Genomic DNA, 15,423 nt, shown 5'->3' with positions numbered 1-15,423 from the left:
CGCCGAGATCGGCGATCTCGGCGGCATCAGCGCCTGATACCGCCGAGATCGCCGATCTCGGCGGGGGTTGGCGGACGGGGGCCGGTCAGGCGGGGAGGGTGAAGCGGCCGTCGGCGGTCTGCTCGACCAAGCCATCGGCCAGCAGCGAGTCCAGGCACCGGCTGCGCTGGGCGGCGTCTTCCCACACGGCGTCGAGGACGGCGGTGCCGACCGGCGCATCGGCGGCCCGGAGGACGTCGAGCAGCCGGCCGCGCACCTGCCGGTCGGTCCCCGCGAACCGCTGCACGCGCCGCGCCGGACCCTCCGCCGCGGGACTGCCGGCCAGGCGCCACGCGCAGGAGGTCCGCACCGGGCACCGGTCGCAGCGGGGCGTGCGGGCCACGCAGACCAGCGCCCCGAGCTCCATCGCGGCCACCGAGAAGCGCACCGCGCGCGCCGGGTCGGCGGGCGCGAGCGCGGCGACGTCGGTCAGGTCCGCGGCCCGCGCGGGGGCGGCGTCCGCCCGGCCGTGGACCAGGCGGGCCACGACGCGACGCACATTGGTGTCCACGACCGGCTGGGGCTGCCCGTGGCCGAAGCAGGCGACGGCGCGGGCGGTGTAGGTGCCGACGCCCGGCAGCGCCTCCAGCGCGGCCACGTCCGCGGGGACCTGCCCGCCGTGGCGGGCCACGAGCGCGATCGCCGTCTCCCGCAGCCGCAGGGCCCGGCGGGGGTAGCCGAGCTTGCCCCAGGCGCGGATGACGTCGGCGGGCGAGACGGCGGCCAGGTCCGCCGGGGTGGGCCAGCGGGACACCCACTCCCGCCACACGGGCTCGACGCGCGCGACCGGGGTCTGCTGCAGCATCACCTCGCTGACCAGCACCGCCCACGGGTCGGTGCCGGGACGGCGCCACGGCAGGTCCCGGGCGGCGTCCGCGAACCAGTCGACCAGCGCCTCGCCGAGGGCCGGGCCGGTGCTGCCCGGCGGTGCCGCCGGCGGCGGGTCGGTGCTGTCCACGGGGGTCCAGTGTGCCGTCCGGCCGGAGCGGCGTGCCGGACGCGTGGCCCCGTCGGCGCCGCACTACCGTTCTGGCCGTGCTGCACCCGGTCGGGCCCCTGCCTGCCGCCGTCTACTGGCGACGGCGGCTCCTGGTGCTCACGCTCCTCGTCGCCGTCCTCGGGGGCGGTGGCTGGCTCGGCGTCGCGCTGCTGGGCGGCGGCTCCGGGGAGGAGGAGGCCACCGGCGGCAGCACTCCCGCGGCCGCGACCGGGGCGGCCGGCACCCCCGCGCTGGAGCGCGTGCTGCCGTCGCTGGCCAGCGTGCAGACCCCGACGCCGCCCGCCGCCGTCGAGGAGACCCCGGCACCGCCCGCCGGCCCGCAGCCCGGCGACCCGTGCAGCGACGACATGATCGCCGTCGAGGTGCGGGGGCCGGGCACGGTGGCGTCCGGGAGCGGGCCGACGCTGGAGCTCGCGGTCATCAACGTGTCGGCGGTGCCGTGCGTCCGGGTGCTGGACGCGGAGCTGCAGGAGATCGTGCTGGTGGACACCGCGGGCACACGGGTGTGGGGCAGCAACGACTGCCAGCCCGAGTCCAGCGACGACACCCGCACCCTGGCGCCGGGGGAGCAGGTCGTCTTCCCGCTCGTGTGGAGCGGCCTGTCGAGCGAGCCGACGTGCGGCGTCGAGCGGACCGTGGTCCCGCCGGGGGACTACCTGCTGCGCGGCCGGATGGAGACCGCGACCAGCGCGGACTCCCCGCTCACCCTCACCTGATCCGGCGCCGACCCGGGCGTGCGAGCGGGGACGGAGGCCCTCAGCTGACCGGGGGCCGCTCTCAGCTGTAGCGGTCGAGGATGGAGGTCTCGGCGAGCCGGGACAGCCCCTCGCGGATGCCGCGGGCGCGGGCCTCGCCGACCCCCTCGACGGCCAGCAGGTCCTCGATGGTGGCGGCCAGCAGCTTCTGCAGGCCGCCGAAGTGGTCGACCAGCCGGTCGATGATGCCCGCGGGCAGTCGGGGGACCCGCGCCAGCAGCCGGAAGCCGCGCGGGCTGACGGGGGAGTCGAGCGCGTCGGCGGAGGTCGGCAGGCCGTAGCAGCGCGCGACCGCGGAGAGGTCGAGCAGCTCGGTGGCGGACAGGGCCCGCAGGTCCGTGAGCACCTGCTCGGTGCTGCGGGTGCGGCGCCCGCCGTTGGGCAGGTAGTCGCGGACCAGCAGCCCGCGGTCCTCCTCCACCCCGGCGAGCATCTCGTCCAGCTGCAGGGCCAGCAGGCGCCCGTCGGTGCCCAGCTCGACGACGAAGCCCTCGATCTCGTCGGCGATGCGGCGCACCATCTCCAGGCGCTGGCTGACGCTCATCGCGTCGCGGACCGTGACCAGGTCCTCGATCTCCAGGGCGGAGAGGGTGCTGGCGACCTCGTCGAGGCGCAGCTTGTAGCGCTCCAGCGCGGCGAGCGCCTGGTTGGCCCGCGCGAGGATGGTCGTGGGGTGCTCGAGCGTGTACCGCCGGCCGGCCACGTAGACGCTGATGATGTGCATCGACTGGCTGACTGAGATCACGGGGAAGCCGGTCTGGATCGCGACGCGCTCCGCCGTCCGGTGCCGCGTGCCCGACTCCTCGGTGGGGACGGTGGGGTCGGGCATGAGGTGCACGCCGGCCCGGACGATGCGCAGCCCGTCGTAGGAGACGATCACCGCGCCGTCCATCTTGGCCAGCTCGCGCAGGCGGGTCGCGGAGAGCGCGACGTCGAGGGCGAAGCCGCCGGTGCAGATGGACTCGACCACCCGGTCGTAGCCCAGCACGATCAGCGCGCCGGTGCGCCCGGCGAGGATCCGCTCCAGGCCGTCGCGCAGGGCCGTGCCGGGTGCGATGCGGCCGAGGAGCTCGCGTAGCGCGGCCTCGGTGTCCACAGCGGGGGGCACGAGCGCTCCTGACGGTCGACGTGGTGCGGCGGCTGAGTCTACGTGTCGCCCAACGGTACTGGGGCGGCTCGCACGACGATCAGCGGAGCCGGGCCAGCGCCGTGCCGAGGTCGGACACCTCGACCAGTCGCATCCCCTTCGGGGCCGGGCCGGCGTCCTCCGGGACGAGGGCGATCTGGTAGCCCTGCCGGGCGGCCTCGGCCAGGCGCCGGCCCGTGCCACCCACCCGCCGGATCTCCCCGGACAGCCCCACCTCGCCCACCGCCACCATGCCGACCGGGAGCGGGGTGTCGCGCGCCGCCGAGGCGATCGCCAGCGCGAGGGCGAGGTCGGCGGCCGGCTCGGCGATCTTCACGCCGCCGACCGAGGCGGCGAAGACGTCGGCCTCGGCCAGCCGCACGCCACCGCGCCGCTCGAGGACGGCGTTCACCATCGCCACCCGCTGCGGGTCCAGCCCGCTCACGGCCCGCCGCGGGGAGCCGCCGCCGCTGGGCGCCACCAGGGCCTGCACCTCGGCCAGCAGCGGGCGGCTGCCCTCCATGTTCACCGTGACGCAGCTGCCGGGCACCGCCGCGGCCCGCCGGGACACGAACAGGTGCGACGGGTCGGGCACCCCGACGACGCCGGCGTCGCCGATCTCGAAGCAGCCGATCTCGTCGGCCGGGCCGAACCGGTTCTTGGTCGCGCGGACCAGGCGCAGCGTGGAGTGCCGCTCGCCGTCGAAGGAGACGACCACGTCGACCAGGTGCTCGAGCGTGCGGGGACCGGCGATCGCGCCGTCCTTGGTCACGTGGCCGACGAGGATCGTGGTCATGCCGCGGGACTTGGCCACGGCGGTCAGGGCGCTGGCGACGGCGCGGACCTGCGTCGAGCCGCCGTCGGTGCCGTCGACGGCGGGGGAGCGCACGGTCTGGACGCTGTCGAGCACCAGCAGCGTGGGCTGTACCTGCTCGACGTGGGCGAGCACCGCCGACAGCTCGGTCTCGGCGGCCAGGTACAACCGGTCGTGCAGCGCGCCGATCCGCTCGGCGCGCAGGCGCACCTGGCCGGCCGACTCCTCGCCCGACACCACCAGCGCGGGACCGTTGGTCGCCGCGACGCGGTGGGCGACCTCCAGCAGCAGCGTCGACTTGCCCACGCCCGGTTCCCCGGCGACCAGCAGGACGGCGCCGGGGACCAGGCCGCCGCCCAGGACGCGGTCGAACTCGGCGATGCCGGTCGGGACGGCGCGGGACCCGGTGAGCTCGACCTCCGCGATCGGCCGGGCCGGCGCCGTGACCGGGCCGGCGACCACCGCGCGCAGGCCGCCGGAGGGGACGCTGCCGACCTCCTGCAGCGAGCCCCACGCCTGGCACTCGGGGCAGCGCCCCACCCACTTCGCCGAGGAGAACCCGCACTCGGAGCAGCGGTGGGCGGGGCGGGCGGTCTTCGCGGCGGGAGGCACGCGCCGACGCTAGCCGCGGGGTCCGACGGTTCCCGGCAGGCCGGCTCCCGCGGCGGGGAGCCGCCGGGTCACTCGGACTCGGTGTCCTGCTCGTTGCCGCCCTCGGCGCCTTCCTCCTCGTGGTGGAAGTCGAACGCCTCGCCGCGCTCGACGGCGCCGGCGGGGCCGGCGACGAGGGCCGGGACGGTGACCTCACCGGCGTCGGCGAAGGTGAGGGTGAGCGTGACCGTCTGGCTCGCCGTCAGGGGCTCGTCGAGCGAGACGTCGGCGAGGAACAGGCGGGTGGTGTCGGCCGCGATCTCGGGGGCGCAGGGGTCGCCCTCCTCGTACTGGCGCAGCCCGATGGTGGTCACCTCGCCCGCCGGCACCTCGACGTCGAGGCGCTCGGTCGGGGTCACGGGCGCCGGGGCGGTCGGGGCCGCCGGGGTCGCGGCGCCGGTGCCCGTGCCCTCCGCGCCGGTGCCCGTGCCCTCCGCGCCGGTGCCGGTGGCCTCTGCACCGGTGCTCTCCGCACCCGTCGACCCGGCGGTGCCACCGGGCGCCCCGGTGGTCGCCGCCGCGGGCGGGGCCGAGGAGGTGACCGGTGCGGCCGGGGTGTCGCCGGGCACCTCGCCGACGTAGACGCCCTCGAAGAAGTCGCCCGAGATGCCGGTCAGCGTGTCGGCCGCGCGGCCCCCGTTGACGATGGAGAGGACGAGCTCCGGGGAGTCGCCGTCCTCGTAGGCGGTGGCGTCCTCGTCCGCCTCGCACGGGTTCGCGAGCTGGACCTGGCGCAGCTCCAGGTCGCCGACCTGGGCGCTGGGGCCGACCTTGTCGCGGTCCTGCGAGCTGGTCTGGTTGACCTGCCCGGCGCTGCAGGCGGTCATCACGACCGGGGTGAGCAGCAGGGCCCCCATCGTGGCGGCGCGCAGTGCGCGGTTCACGTCGACCTCCAGCGAGCACGTGCCGGCCACCGCGAGTTCGGTGGCCTGAGTCGCGCCGAGCCTAACGGTCGACCCACGATGTCCGCCGGGAGGTGAGGCCGTGGGTCTCCGCGAGGGTCCCGACCCGGCGCTGGCCGACTTCCCGGCGCGCGCGCCGGGGACGCGACGGTGGTGCTTCGCCGACCAGATGGGCCCGCACTTCCTCGACGGACCCGGCCAGCCGGTGCTGCTGGTCGAGGCGCGGGCGGTCCTCGCGCGCCGCCGCTTCCACCGGCAGAAGGCGCACCTGGTGCTGTCGGCGCTGCGGCACCGCGCGGCCGAGCTCGGCGAGCAGGCCGAGTTCCACCGGGTGGCCACGTACGCCGAGGCGCTGGACCGCGTGCGGGAGCCGCTGTCGGTGTGCGCGCCCACCACCTGGAGCAGCCGCGACTACGTGCTGCGCCGCCCGGACCTGCAGGTGCTCGCCGCCCGGGGCTTCGTGGCCACCCGGGCGGAGTTCACCGCGTGGGCCGAGGGGCGGGGCAGGCGCCGGCTGCTGATGGAGGACTTCTACCGCGACTCCCGGCGCCGCCACGACGTCCTGATGGACGGCGGCGAGCCGGTCGGTGGCCGCTGGAACCTCGACACGGAGAACCGCGAGCCCCCGCCGGCCGACGGGCGCGTGGGCGTCCCCGAGCCGTGGTGGCCGCAGGAGGACGAGATCGACGCCGAGGTGCGGGCCGACCTCGACCGGTGGGAGGCCGAGGGGCTGGTCTCGTTCGTGGGGGACGACGGCCCGCGGCTGTTCCCGGCCACCCGCGCGGAGGCCCTGTACCGGCTCGACGACTTCCTGGAGAACCGGCTGGGTGCGTTCGGGCCGCACGAGGACGCGATGCTCTCCGGCGACCGGTGGCTGGCCCACTCGCTGCTGTCGCCGGCGCTCAACCTGGGGCTGCTCGACCCGCTGGAGGTCGTCACCGCCGCCGAGCGCACCGCCCGCGACCGCGCCGCGGCGGGGGACCCGCTGCCGCTCAACAGCGTCGAGGGGTTCGTCCGGCAGGTCATGGGCTGGCGGGACTACGTCTGGCACCTGTACTGGCACCTGGGCCGGGAGTACCGGCACGGCAACGCGCTCGCGGCCACCGAGCACGTCCCCGGGTGGCTGGCCGAGCTCGACGGCGACGCCGTGGACGCCGCCTGCCTGTCCGGCGTCCTCACCGACCTCCGGCGCGACGGCTGGGTGCACCACATCCCGCGGTTGATGGTGCTGGGCAACTACGCCCTGCAGCGCGGCATCGACCCGCTGGAGATGACCGACTGGTTCCACCGCTCGTTCGTCGACGGCTACGACTGGGTGATGGTGAGCAACGTCGTCGGCATGAGCCAGCACGCCGACGGCGGGGTGCTCGCCACCAAGCCGTACGCCTCGGGCGGCGCCTACATCGACCGGATGAGCGACTACTGCGGCGGCTGCCGCTACGACCCGCGCAAGCGGCTCGGCGAGGACGCCTGCCCGTTCACGGCCGGCTACTGGGCCTTCCTCGAGCGCAACCGGGAGCGGTTGGCCGGCAACCAGCGGATGCGCCGCCCGCTGCAGGGCCTGGACCGGCTGGCGGACCTGCCGCTCGTGGTCGAGCAGGAGCGCGAGCGGGGGACGACGCCGCCCTAGCCCGCACCGCCCGTCCGGGCGACCGCCGTACAGGACGGGCCCGTCCCTGCCGATGCCCTCTCCGCCACGGGGAGACGGCGGGAGGTGCGGATGGCGCGGGACGCGGGACTGGGAACGGCGTTCGACGGCGTGCTCGCGGCCGCGCGGGCCGGCGCGGGGTGGGCCTTCGAGGTCCTCTACCGCGACCTGGCCCCGGCGGTTACCGGCTACCTGCGGCTGCACGGGGCGGTCGAGCCCGACGACCTGGCCAGCGAGACGTTCCTCGACGTCTTCCGCGGGCTGGCGTCGTTCACCGGCGACGAGGCCGGTCTGCGGTCGTGGGTGTTCACCATCGCCCACCGCCGGCTGGTCGACGACTGGCGCCGGCGCGGGCGCCGTCCGCAGCTGGCCGACGGCGGGGACGAGCTGGTCCCCGACGCCGTCGGTGGCGACGTGGAGGACGACGTCCTCGACCGCCTCGGCACCGAGGCGGTGCACCGGCTGTGCGGCGGACTGCCGTCCGACCAGCGCTCGGTGCTGCTGCTGCGGGTCCTGGCCGACCTGACCGTCGAGCAGGTGGCCGACGTGCTGGGCCGGTCGCCGGGGGCGGTCAAGGCCCTGCAGCGGCGCGGTCTGCGCCGGCTGCGCGAGGAGCTGGCGCCGCCCGGGCTCACCCCGGCGGGTGAGCCGGCGGCGGCCCGCGTACCCCTGCGGGCCCGCCCGGCGATGACGGGAGCGAGATGACCACGCCAGCCGACGCCCGAGTCGCCGAGGAGGCCTTCGAGGCCGCCCTCGCCGGCCGTCCCGGGACCGCGGACGCCCGCGCCCTGACCGCGTTCACCGACGCGGTCCGGGCAGCGGCGACCGCGCCCGGGCGGCCGAACGCGGCCCTGGCCGAGCTGCTGGCGACCGGTCTGACCACCGACCCGTCGCGGACGACGGTCGGCCGACCCGCACGCAGCTCACGGAAGAGACCCCGCATGATCCTCAGCACGCTCGTCGCCAAGTTCGCCGCCACCGGCGCCGTCGCCAAGGCCGCGGTCGCCGGCGGCGCGGCCGCGCTCGTCCTGACCGGTGCCGCGACGGCGCAGGTCCTGCCGGGCCAGGACGACGACCCGGCCGTCGTCACCACCAGCGACGGCACCGACGCCGACGCCGACGCCGGCACCGACGACGTCGTCGGCGCCGACGGGACCACCGACGGGACCACCGGCGAGACCACGGACGGGACCACCGGCGAGACCACGGGCGAGACCACGGACGAGACGACGGACGGCGCCACGGACGAGGTCGCCGGCGAGACCGCGCCGGTCGACCCCGCGGTGTGGGCGCTGGGCCCGGCGAACCCCGACGAGGACTGGGGCTCCTTCGGCGCGTGGGTGAGCGCCGGCAGCCACGCCGGGCTCGTCCGCGGGGAGGTCGTCAGCTGCTTCGCCCGCGTGGGCAAGCCGCACGGTCCGGACCTGACCACGTGCCAGGACCTGGCGCGGGCCTCGCTGCCGGTCCAGGAGGACCCGGCCGAGCAGCCCCCGTCCGCGCCCGAGGAGCCGGCCGGTGACCCGGTGGTCGACCAGCCCGCACCGGCGCCCGCTCCGGCGCCCGCCCCCGCCGCGGCCGGCTCCGACGGCGGCACCAACAGCACCAGCGGCCCGGGGAACGGCAACGGCTCTGGCAACGGTCACGGCAACGGCAACGGCAACGCCGGCACGGGCAACGGCAACGGGTCCGGGAACGGCCACGGCGGCGGTCGCCGCTGACCTCCGGCGGGGCCGGGCGTCGTGCCCGGCCCCGCCCGGCCTCCCGGCGCGGGACCGCCGCCCGCCGGGGGCTTGACCGGCGATGTGACCGGCGCCACGGTGAGGGCCCCTGCGCCGCGTCCCGGGAGGCCCCGTGTCCGTGCCCGTCCACCCCGGCTCCGGCCTGGACGCCGTCGACCTCTCCGACCGGGCGTTCTGGGGGCAGTCGCCGGAGGTCAAGCACGCGGTGCTCGACCGGCTGCGCGCCGAGGCTCCGTTCGCGTTCTTCCGTGAACCGGAGATCCCCTACCTGCCGGTCGGACCCGGTTACCACGCGGTCACCCGCTACGCCGACGTCGAGGCGATCAGCTCCCGGCCGGACCTCTTCTCCTCCGGCGCGGGCGCGGTGTCGATCCAGGACATGCCGCCGGACCTCAACGAGTTCTACGGCTCGCTGATCAGCATGGACGACCCGCGGCACGCCAAGATCCGGCGGATCGTGGCCAAGGCGTTCACCCCGCGCATCCTCGAGGGCCTGGTCGGCTCGGTGCAGGCGGTGGCCGAGGACGTCGTCGCCCGGGCGCGCCGCACCGCCGAGGCCGGTGACGGCACGCTCGACGTCGTCGCCGACCTGGCCGCCCCGATCCCGCTGCGGGTCATCTGCGACCTGATGGGCGTCCCCGACGAGGACCGCGCCATGGTGCTGCAGCAGTCCAACGTCATACTCTCCGGCGGCGACCCCGAGCTGATCGACAGCGAGGACCACGCCGTCGCCGCCTTCCTGGCCGCCGGCGAGCTGCTGGCCGGGCTGATGACCCGGATGGCGGTGGAGCGGCGCAGCCGCCCGGCCGAGGACCTGACGACGGCGCTGGTGACGGCGGAGGTCGACGGGGAGCGGCTGAGCGACCAGGAGATCGCCAGCTTCTTCATCCTGCTGCTGGTCGCCGGCAACGAGACCACCCGCAACGCCATCTCCCAGGGGGTGCTGGCGCTGTCCGAGCACCCCGACCAGCGCGACCGGTGGGCGGCCGACCCGGGGATCACCCGCACCGCGGTGGAGGAGGTGGTCCGCTGGACCAGCCCGATCACCTGGATGCGGCGGACGGCGACCCGGGACGTCGAGCTGTCCGGCCGGCAGTTCCCGGCGGGCAGCAAGTTCCTGCTGTTCTACGCCGCCGCCAACCGCGACCCCGCCGTCTTCCCCGACCCGCACCGGCTGGACCTGACCCGCGACCCGAACCCGCACGTCGGGTTCGGGTCGAAGGGCCCGCACTTCTGCCTGGGCGCCCACCTCGCGCGGCGGGAGGTCGCCGTCGCCTTCCGCGCGCTGTTCGACCACCTGCCCGACCTCGAGGTGACCGGGCCCCCGGCCCGGCTGCAGTCGTCGTTCGTCAACGGGCTCAAGCGGCTGCCGGCCAGGCTGACCCGGTGACGCGGGTCGTGGTCGACCGGGAGCGGTGCATCGCCAGCGGCGTGTGCGAGGTGCTGGCGCCGACGGTCTTCGAACTGGACGACGACGGCGTCCTCCACGTGCGGCAGGAGGCGCCGGCGGACCCGTCCGCGGTGGCGGAGGCGGTGCGCGCCTGCCCCAGCGGTGCGCTGTCCCTGCCCGGGGAGACGCCTAGGCGGTGAGCCCGGCGCCGCCCAGGAGCAGCAGGACGACGTCGAGCACCGTCAGCAGCATCACGGCGGGGAAGGCCAGCCGGCGGAAGCGCTCGGTCCCGGACAGGGCGGCGACGGCCACCGCCGGGGCGGCGAGGGCGAGGCAGGCCCAGCCGGCCGGCGTCGGCGGGCCGTCGGGACCGAGCACCAGCACCAGCGAGGCGGCGAACAGCAGCGCCGCGCCGGCCGCCGCGGACGCCCGGGGCCCGATCCGGTGCGGGAACCCGCGCACGCCCGTGGCGAGGTCCTCCTCGACGTCGGGTGCGACGTTGGCCAGGTGGGCGGCGGCGCCCAGCGCACCGCCGGCGGCGACCAGCCACCAGGGCGCGGCCGGGGTGCCCGGCGCCGCGGCGACGACGCCGGCGGGGAGCAGCCCGAACCCGGTCACGTACGGGACGACGGAGGCGGCGGTGCGCTTCAGGCCGGCGTTGTAGGCCCAGCCGCTGACCACCAGGACCAGCAGGAGCAGCCCCGGCGCGGGCCCCAGCAGCAGCGACAGGACGACGGCGACGGCCGCGGCCGCCAGGGCCGCCGTGCGCAGCAGCACCGGGTCCACCGCGCCCTGCACGACGGGTTTGTCCGCGCGCGCGACGGCCCGGTCGCGGTCGGCGTCCAGCCAGTCGTTGCTCCAGCCGATGGACGCCTGACCTGCGAGGACGGCAAGGAACACCAGGACCACGCGCCCCGCCTGCACCCCGGCGGCGACGGCCAGGAGCGTGGCGACGACGGTGACCGCGACCGCCGGCCCGGGGTGGGTCGCGAGCACCAGCGCACGGCCCACGGCACCCCGCCGGACGGGCTCCGCAGGCACACCGACCATCGTCGTGTCAACCCCTCCCGGGTATCTCATGTGGCCTCTGACCTGCGGCTTTGCCGATCCTGAGACGCGCCTGGAAGCAGTCTGCCGTGGTAGGCTGTGGACAGCGAAAGGGGTCACATCCACATGGGCTTCACTGTCGGCGAGACCGTCGTCTACCCGCACCACGGCGCTGCTCTGATCGAGGCGATCGAGACTCGGGTCATCAAGGGCGAAGAGAAGGCCTACCTCGTGCTGAAGGTCGCCCAGGGTGACCTCACCGTGCGCGTCCCGGCCGACAACGCAGAGATCGTCGGTGTCCGCGACGTCGTCGGTCAGGACGGGCTCAACCGGGTGTTCGAGGTGCTGCGCGCCCCGCACACGGAGGAGCCGACCAACTGGTCCCGTCGCTACAAGGCCAACCTCGAGAAGCTGGCCTCCGGCGACGTCAACAAGGTCGCCGAGGTCGTGCGCGACCTGTGGCGCCGGGACAAGGACCGCGGGCTGTCCGCCGGCGAGAAGCGGATGCTCTCCAAGGCCCGGCAGATCCTCGTCAGCGAGCTCGCGCTCGCCGAGGGCACCAACGAGGACAAGGCGGAGGTCCTCCTCGACGAGGTCCTCGCCAGCTGAGCGCACCCCGCGCCCCGCACTCCCTGACCGCTCCCGTGCACGCTGTCGGCATCGTCGCAGCGGCCGGGAGTGGTCTGCGTCTGGGGGCCGACCGGCCCAAGGCGCTCGTGCCGCTGGGCGGCCGCCCGCTCGTGGTCTGGGCGGTGCAGACCCTGCTCGACGGCGGCGCGGCCGAGGTCGTGGTCGCCGTGCCGCCCGCGGAACGGGAGGCCTTCGCGACCGCCCTGCGCGGGCTGGCCACCCTGGTCGAGGGCGGGGAGTCCCGCACCGCGTCGGTCCGGGCCGCGCTCGACGCCAGCGACCCCGGTGCCGCCGCCGTCCTGGTGCACGACGCCGCCCGCCCGCTGACCCCGCCCGCCGTGGTCACCCGCGTGCTCGACGCGCTGGCCGCCGGCGCCGCGGCGGTGGTCCCGGTGCTGCCCGTCGTCGACACCACCGTCGTGGTCGACGCCGACGGGGCCGTCACGGCGGCCCCCGACCGCGCGACGCTGCGCCGGGTGCAGACCCCGCAGGGCTTCTCCCGCGTCGTGCTCGCCGAGGCCTACGGGGAGCTGGAGGAGGGCGTCGAGCTGACCGACGACGCCGCCGTGGTCCGCGCCCTGGGCGTCCCCGTGCGCACCGTCGCCGGCTCCGACCGCGCCGCGAAGATCACCGTCGCCCACGACCTGGCGCTGGCCGAGCTGCTGGTGGGCCGGTGAGCACCGAGCTGCCGCGCGTGGGCACCGGCGTCGACGTCCACCCGGTCGAGGCCGGCCGCGAGTGCTGGCTCGCCGGCCTGCAGTGGCCCGGCGCGGACGGCTGCGCGGGGCACTCCGACGGCGACGTCGTCGCGCACGCCCTGACCGACGCCGTCCTCTCCGCGGCCGGCCTCGGCGACATCGGCGGCCTGCTGGGCACCGACGACCCGCGCTGGGCCGGCGCCCGCGGCGCGGCCGTCCTCGAGCACGTGCGCGCGGTGCTGGCCGACGCCGGCTGGCGGGTCGGCAACGCCTCGGTCCAGCTGATCGCACCCACGCCGAAGCTGGGCCCGCGGCGGGCCGAGGCGGAGGCCGTGCTGTCGGCCGCCCTGGGCGCCCCGGTCAGCGTCTCGGGCACCACGACCGACGGGCTGGGCCTGGTCGGGCGCGGGGAGGGCCGGGCGGCGGTGGCGACCGCGCTGGTGGTCCGGGCCGGGTCGTGAGCGGGCGGGACCGCAGGCGCCCGCGGGAGCGAGCCGGGGGCGCCGTTCCGGGCTCCGTAGACTCCGCGCGGTGAGCCTCCGCCTCCACGACACCGCCGCCCGTGCGGTCCGCGAGTTCGTGCCCCTGCGCGCGGGCGAGGTCTCCGTGTACGTCTGCGGCCTGACGGTGCAGGGGCCGCCGCACGTCGGGCACGTCCGCGCCGCCCTGAACTTCGACGTCCTGCGCCGCTGGCTGACCGCCACCGGCCACCGGGTGACGCTGGTCCGCAACGTCACCGACGTCGACGACAAGATCCTGGCCAAGGCCGAGGCGAACGGCGTCCCGTGGTGGGCCTGGGCCTACGAGAACGAGCTGGCCTGCACGCGGGCCTACGACGTCCTCGGCGTGCTGCCGCCCACCTACGAGCCGCGGGCCACCGGCCACGTGCCCGAGATGGTCGAGCTGATGGAGCGGCTCATCGAGCGCGGGCACGCCTACGCCGCCGGCGGGGACGTCTACTTCGACGTCCGCTCCTTCCCCGACTACGGCGCGCTCACCGGGCAGCGGGTCGACGACCTGCAGCCGGCCGCCGACACCGACACCGACGACCGCAAGCGCGACCCGCGCGACTTCGCGCTGTGGAAGGGCAGCAAGCCGGGGGAGCCGGGCACCGCGTCCTGGCCGACCCCCTGGGGCCGCGGCCGGCCCGGCTGGCACCTGGAGTGCTCGGCGATGGCCGGGCGCTACCTGGGCGCCGAGTTCGACATCCACGGCGGCGGGCTGGACCTGCGCTTCCCGCACCACGAGAACGAGCAAGCCCAGTCCCGGGCCGCCGGCGACGCCTTCGCCCGCTACTGGGTGCACAACGGCTGGGTGACCCTCGGCGGCGAGAAGATGAGCAAGTCCGTGGGCAACACCGCGCTGGTCGACGAGGTCGTGCAGCGGGTGCGGCCGGTGGAGCTGCGCTACTACCTCGTGACCCCGCACTACCGGTCGACGATCGAGTTCACCGACGCCGCGCTGCAGGAGGCCGGGGTCGCCTACCGGCGGATCGAGTCCTTCGTCCGCCGGGCGGTCGAGCGCGTGGGTGACGTCGAGCCGGGCGGGCGACCGGCCGCGTTCGACGCCGCCATGGACGACGACCTGCGCACCTCGGCGGCGGTGGGCGTCGTGCACGACACCGTCCGCGACGGCAACGGCGCCCTCGACCGGGGCGACGACGCCGCCGCTGCCGCCGACCTGGCCGCGGTGCGCGCGATGCTCGCCGTCCTGGGGCTGGACCCGCTGGACCCGCACTGGGCGGCGGCCGGCGGCACCGACGACCGGCTCGCCGACGTCACCGACGGCCTGGTGCGCCTGGCCCTGGAGCAGCGGCAGGCCGCCCGTGCCCGCAAGGACTTCGCCACCGCCGACGCGGTGCGCGACCAGCTCACCGCCCTCGGTGTGCAGGTCGAGGACACCCCGGCAGGACCCCGATGGGAGCTGAGCCGCTGATGGCCGGCAACAGTCAGCGCCGAGGCCGGTCCACCGGCGCCGGCAAGAAGACCGCGACCGCGGGCACCGGCGGCAAGAACCGCCGGTCGCTCGCCGGGCGCGGGGCGACCCCGCCGGCCGAGGCGCGCAAGGGCCACCCGGCGCAGCGCAAGGCGCAGGCCGAGGCCCGCCGCCGCACCGAGCGCGACCGCAGCCGCCAGCGCGCCGAGGAGGCGCCCGAGTTGCTGCTGGGCCGCAACCCCGTCGTCGAGGCGCTGCGGGCCGAGATCCCGGCGACGGCGCTGTACGTGGTCACCGACTCCGGGCGCAGCGACGAGCGGGTCACCGAGGCGCTCACGCTGGCCGCCGACCGCGGGCTGCCGCTGCTCGAGGTCGGCAAGGCCGAGTTCGACCGGATGTCCAACCACGCCCTGCACCAGGGCATCGGCCTGCAGGTGCCACCGTACGAGTACGCGCACCCCGACGACCTGCTCGACATCGCCCGCAACTCCGGCCGGCCGCCGCTGGTCGTCGCGATGGACGGCGTCACCGACCCGCGCAACCTCGGCGCCGTCGTCCGCTCGGCCGCCGCGTTCGACGCGCACGGGGTCGTCGTGCCGCAGCGCCGGTCGGTCGGCATGACCGCCTCGGCCTGGCGGACCAGTGCCGGGGCCGCGGCCCGCCTGCCGGTGGCGCGCGCGGTCAACCTGGCCCGGGCGCTGGCCTCCTACCAGGACGCCGGGCTGCAGACGGTCGGCCTGGCCGGGGACGGCGACGTCGACCTGCACGACTACGACGGCTTCGCCGACCCCGTGGCGCTGGTCGTCGGCGCCGAGGGGACCGGCCTGTCCCGGCTGGTGCGCGAGCGCTGCGACGTCGTCGTCCGCATCCCGATCACCCGGGACACCGAGTCGCTCAACGTCAGCGTCGCGGCCGGCATCGCGCTCTACGCGGCGGCCGACGCCCGCCGCTGAGCTGCCCGCTGGCTGCCTGGTCCCCGGTGCCTGCCCCCGCCGAGATCGGCGATCTCGGCGGCATCGGGCGCTGATACCGCCGAGATCGCCGATCTC

At 76.4% G+C, this 15,423-nt stretch carries 16 protein-coding genes; 11 read left to right on the top strand and 5 right to left on the bottom strand.

Features of this window, described 5'->3' with window-relative positions; all coding sequences use genetic code 11:
* Positions 1-85: 85 nt before the first annotated feature.
* The gene (locus tag ACI781_RS18440) at positions 86-997 is read right to left on the bottom strand and encodes an A/G-specific adenine glycosylase (protein WP_456567585.1); all 912 of its coding nucleotides are present in this window, start codon (positions 995-997) and stop codon (positions 86-88) included.
* A gap of 77 nt (positions 998-1,074) precedes the next feature.
* Here ACI781_RS18440 and ACI781_RS18435 point away from each other — a divergent pair, with 77 nt between their 5' ends.
* On the top strand, positions 1,075-1,755 hold the full coding sequence (locus ACI781_RS18435) for a MucR family transcriptional regulator (protein ID WP_456567584.1): 681 nt from the start codon (positions 1,075-1,077) through the stop codon (positions 1,753-1,755).
* Between the two features lie 61 nt (positions 1,756-1,816).
* Here the strand turns inward: ACI781_RS18435 and disA are convergent, their stop codons facing one another.
* The 3 genes from disA to ACI781_RS18420 form a co-directional block, all read right to left on the bottom strand.
* The gene (gene disA, locus ACI781_RS18430) at positions 1,817-2,902 is read right to left on the bottom strand and encodes a DNA integrity scanning diadenylate cyclase DisA (RefSeq protein WP_456567583.1); all 1,086 of its coding nucleotides are present in this window, start codon (positions 2,900-2,902) and stop codon (positions 1,817-1,819) included.
* A 79-nt stretch (positions 2,903-2,981) separates the two neighbouring features.
* Positions 2,982-4,346, bottom strand: a complete 1,365-nt coding sequence (radA, locus tag ACI781_RS18425) for a DNA repair protein RadA (protein WP_456567582.1) — start codon at positions 4,344-4,346, stop codon at positions 2,982-2,984.
* 68 nt (positions 4,347-4,414) lie between these two features.
* A complete protein-coding gene (locus ACI781_RS18420; protein ID WP_456567581.1) occupies positions 4,415-5,299 on the bottom strand; it encodes a hypothetical protein in 885 nt (294 codons plus the stop codon).
* 70 nt (positions 5,300-5,369) lie between these two features.
* Between ACI781_RS18420 and ACI781_RS18415 the strand changes: the two genes are divergently transcribed.
* The 5 genes from ACI781_RS18415 to ACI781_RS18395 all read left to right on the top strand — a co-directional run bounded on the left by ACI781_RS18415 (position 5,370) and on the right by ACI781_RS18395 (position 10,264).
* Positions 5,370-6,917, top strand: a complete 1,548-nt coding sequence (locus ACI781_RS18415) for a cryptochrome/photolyase family protein (protein WP_456567580.1) — start codon at positions 5,370-5,372, stop codon at positions 6,915-6,917.
* 90 nt (positions 6,918-7,007) lie between these two features.
* On the top strand, positions 7,008-7,640 hold the full coding sequence (locus ACI781_RS18410) for an RNA polymerase sigma factor (RefSeq protein ID WP_456567579.1): 633 nt from the start codon (positions 7,008-7,010) through the stop codon (positions 7,638-7,640).
* Positions 7,637-8,653, top strand: a complete 1,017-nt coding sequence (locus tag ACI781_RS18405; RefSeq protein ID WP_456567578.1) for a hypothetical protein — start codon at positions 7,637-7,639, stop codon at positions 8,651-8,653. The genes ACI781_RS18410 and ACI781_RS18405 overlap by 4 nt, the downstream gene beginning before the upstream one ends.
* A 133-nt stretch (positions 8,654-8,786) precedes the next feature.
* Positions 8,787-10,064, top strand: a complete 1,278-nt coding sequence (locus tag ACI781_RS18400; RefSeq protein WP_456567577.1) for a cytochrome P450 — start codon at positions 8,787-8,789, stop codon at positions 10,062-10,064.
* Positions 10,061-10,264 (top strand): ferredoxin, encoded by a 204-nt coding sequence (locus ACI781_RS18395; protein WP_456567576.1) that lies wholly within the window; start codon positions 10,061-10,063, stop codon positions 10,262-10,264. The genes ACI781_RS18400 and ACI781_RS18395 overlap by 4 nt, the downstream gene beginning before the upstream one ends.
* Here the strand turns inward: ACI781_RS18395 and ACI781_RS18390 are convergent.
* Complete coding sequence (locus tag ACI781_RS18390; RefSeq protein WP_456567575.1) at positions 10,254-11,105, bottom strand: UbiA family prenyltransferase; 852 nt, start codon at positions 11,103-11,105, stop codon at positions 10,254-10,256. The genes ACI781_RS18395 and ACI781_RS18390 overlap by 11 nt on opposite strands.
* 132 nt (positions 11,106-11,237) lie before the next feature.
* Here ACI781_RS18390 and ACI781_RS18385 point away from each other — a divergent pair, with 132 nt between their 5' ends.
* From ACI781_RS18385 to rlmB, 5 genes are all read left to right on the top strand, one after another.
* Complete coding sequence (locus ACI781_RS18385; RefSeq protein WP_073418385.1) at positions 11,238-11,720, top strand: CarD family transcriptional regulator; 483 nt, start codon at positions 11,238-11,240, stop codon at positions 11,718-11,720.
* A gap of 35 nt (positions 11,721-11,755) precedes the next feature.
* Positions 11,756-12,418, top strand: a complete 663-nt coding sequence (gene ispD, locus ACI781_RS18380) for a 2-C-methyl-D-erythritol 4-phosphate cytidylyltransferase (protein ID WP_456567574.1) — start codon at positions 11,756-11,758, stop codon at positions 12,416-12,418.
* A complete protein-coding gene (ispF, locus tag ACI781_RS18375) occupies positions 12,415-12,900 on the top strand; it encodes a 2-C-methyl-D-erythritol 2,4-cyclodiphosphate synthase (RefSeq protein WP_456567573.1) in 486 nt (161 codons plus the stop codon). The genes ispD and ispF overlap by 4 nt, the downstream gene beginning before the upstream one ends.
* 70 nt (positions 12,901-12,970) lie before the next feature.
* Positions 12,971-14,374 carry a cysteine--tRNA ligase gene (cysS, locus tag ACI781_RS18370; protein ID WP_456567572.1) on the top strand — a complete coding sequence of 468 codons (1,404 nt, stop codon included), beginning with the start codon at positions 12,971-12,973 and terminating at the stop codon, positions 14,372-14,374.
* Positions 14,356-15,327, top strand: a complete 972-nt coding sequence (gene rlmB, locus ACI781_RS18365) for a 23S rRNA (guanosine(2251)-2'-O)-methyltransferase RlmB (protein ID WP_456567571.1) — start codon at positions 14,356-14,358, stop codon at positions 15,325-15,327. Before cysS ends, rlmB begins: the two co-directional genes overlap by 19 nt.
* Positions 15,328-15,423: the final 96 nt, after the last annotated feature.

This window comes from Blastococcus sp. SYSU D00695, assembly GCF_054050555.1.
Note: the sequence above shows the minus strand (reverse complement) of the source record. Positions and strands in the feature narration are given on the sequence as shown.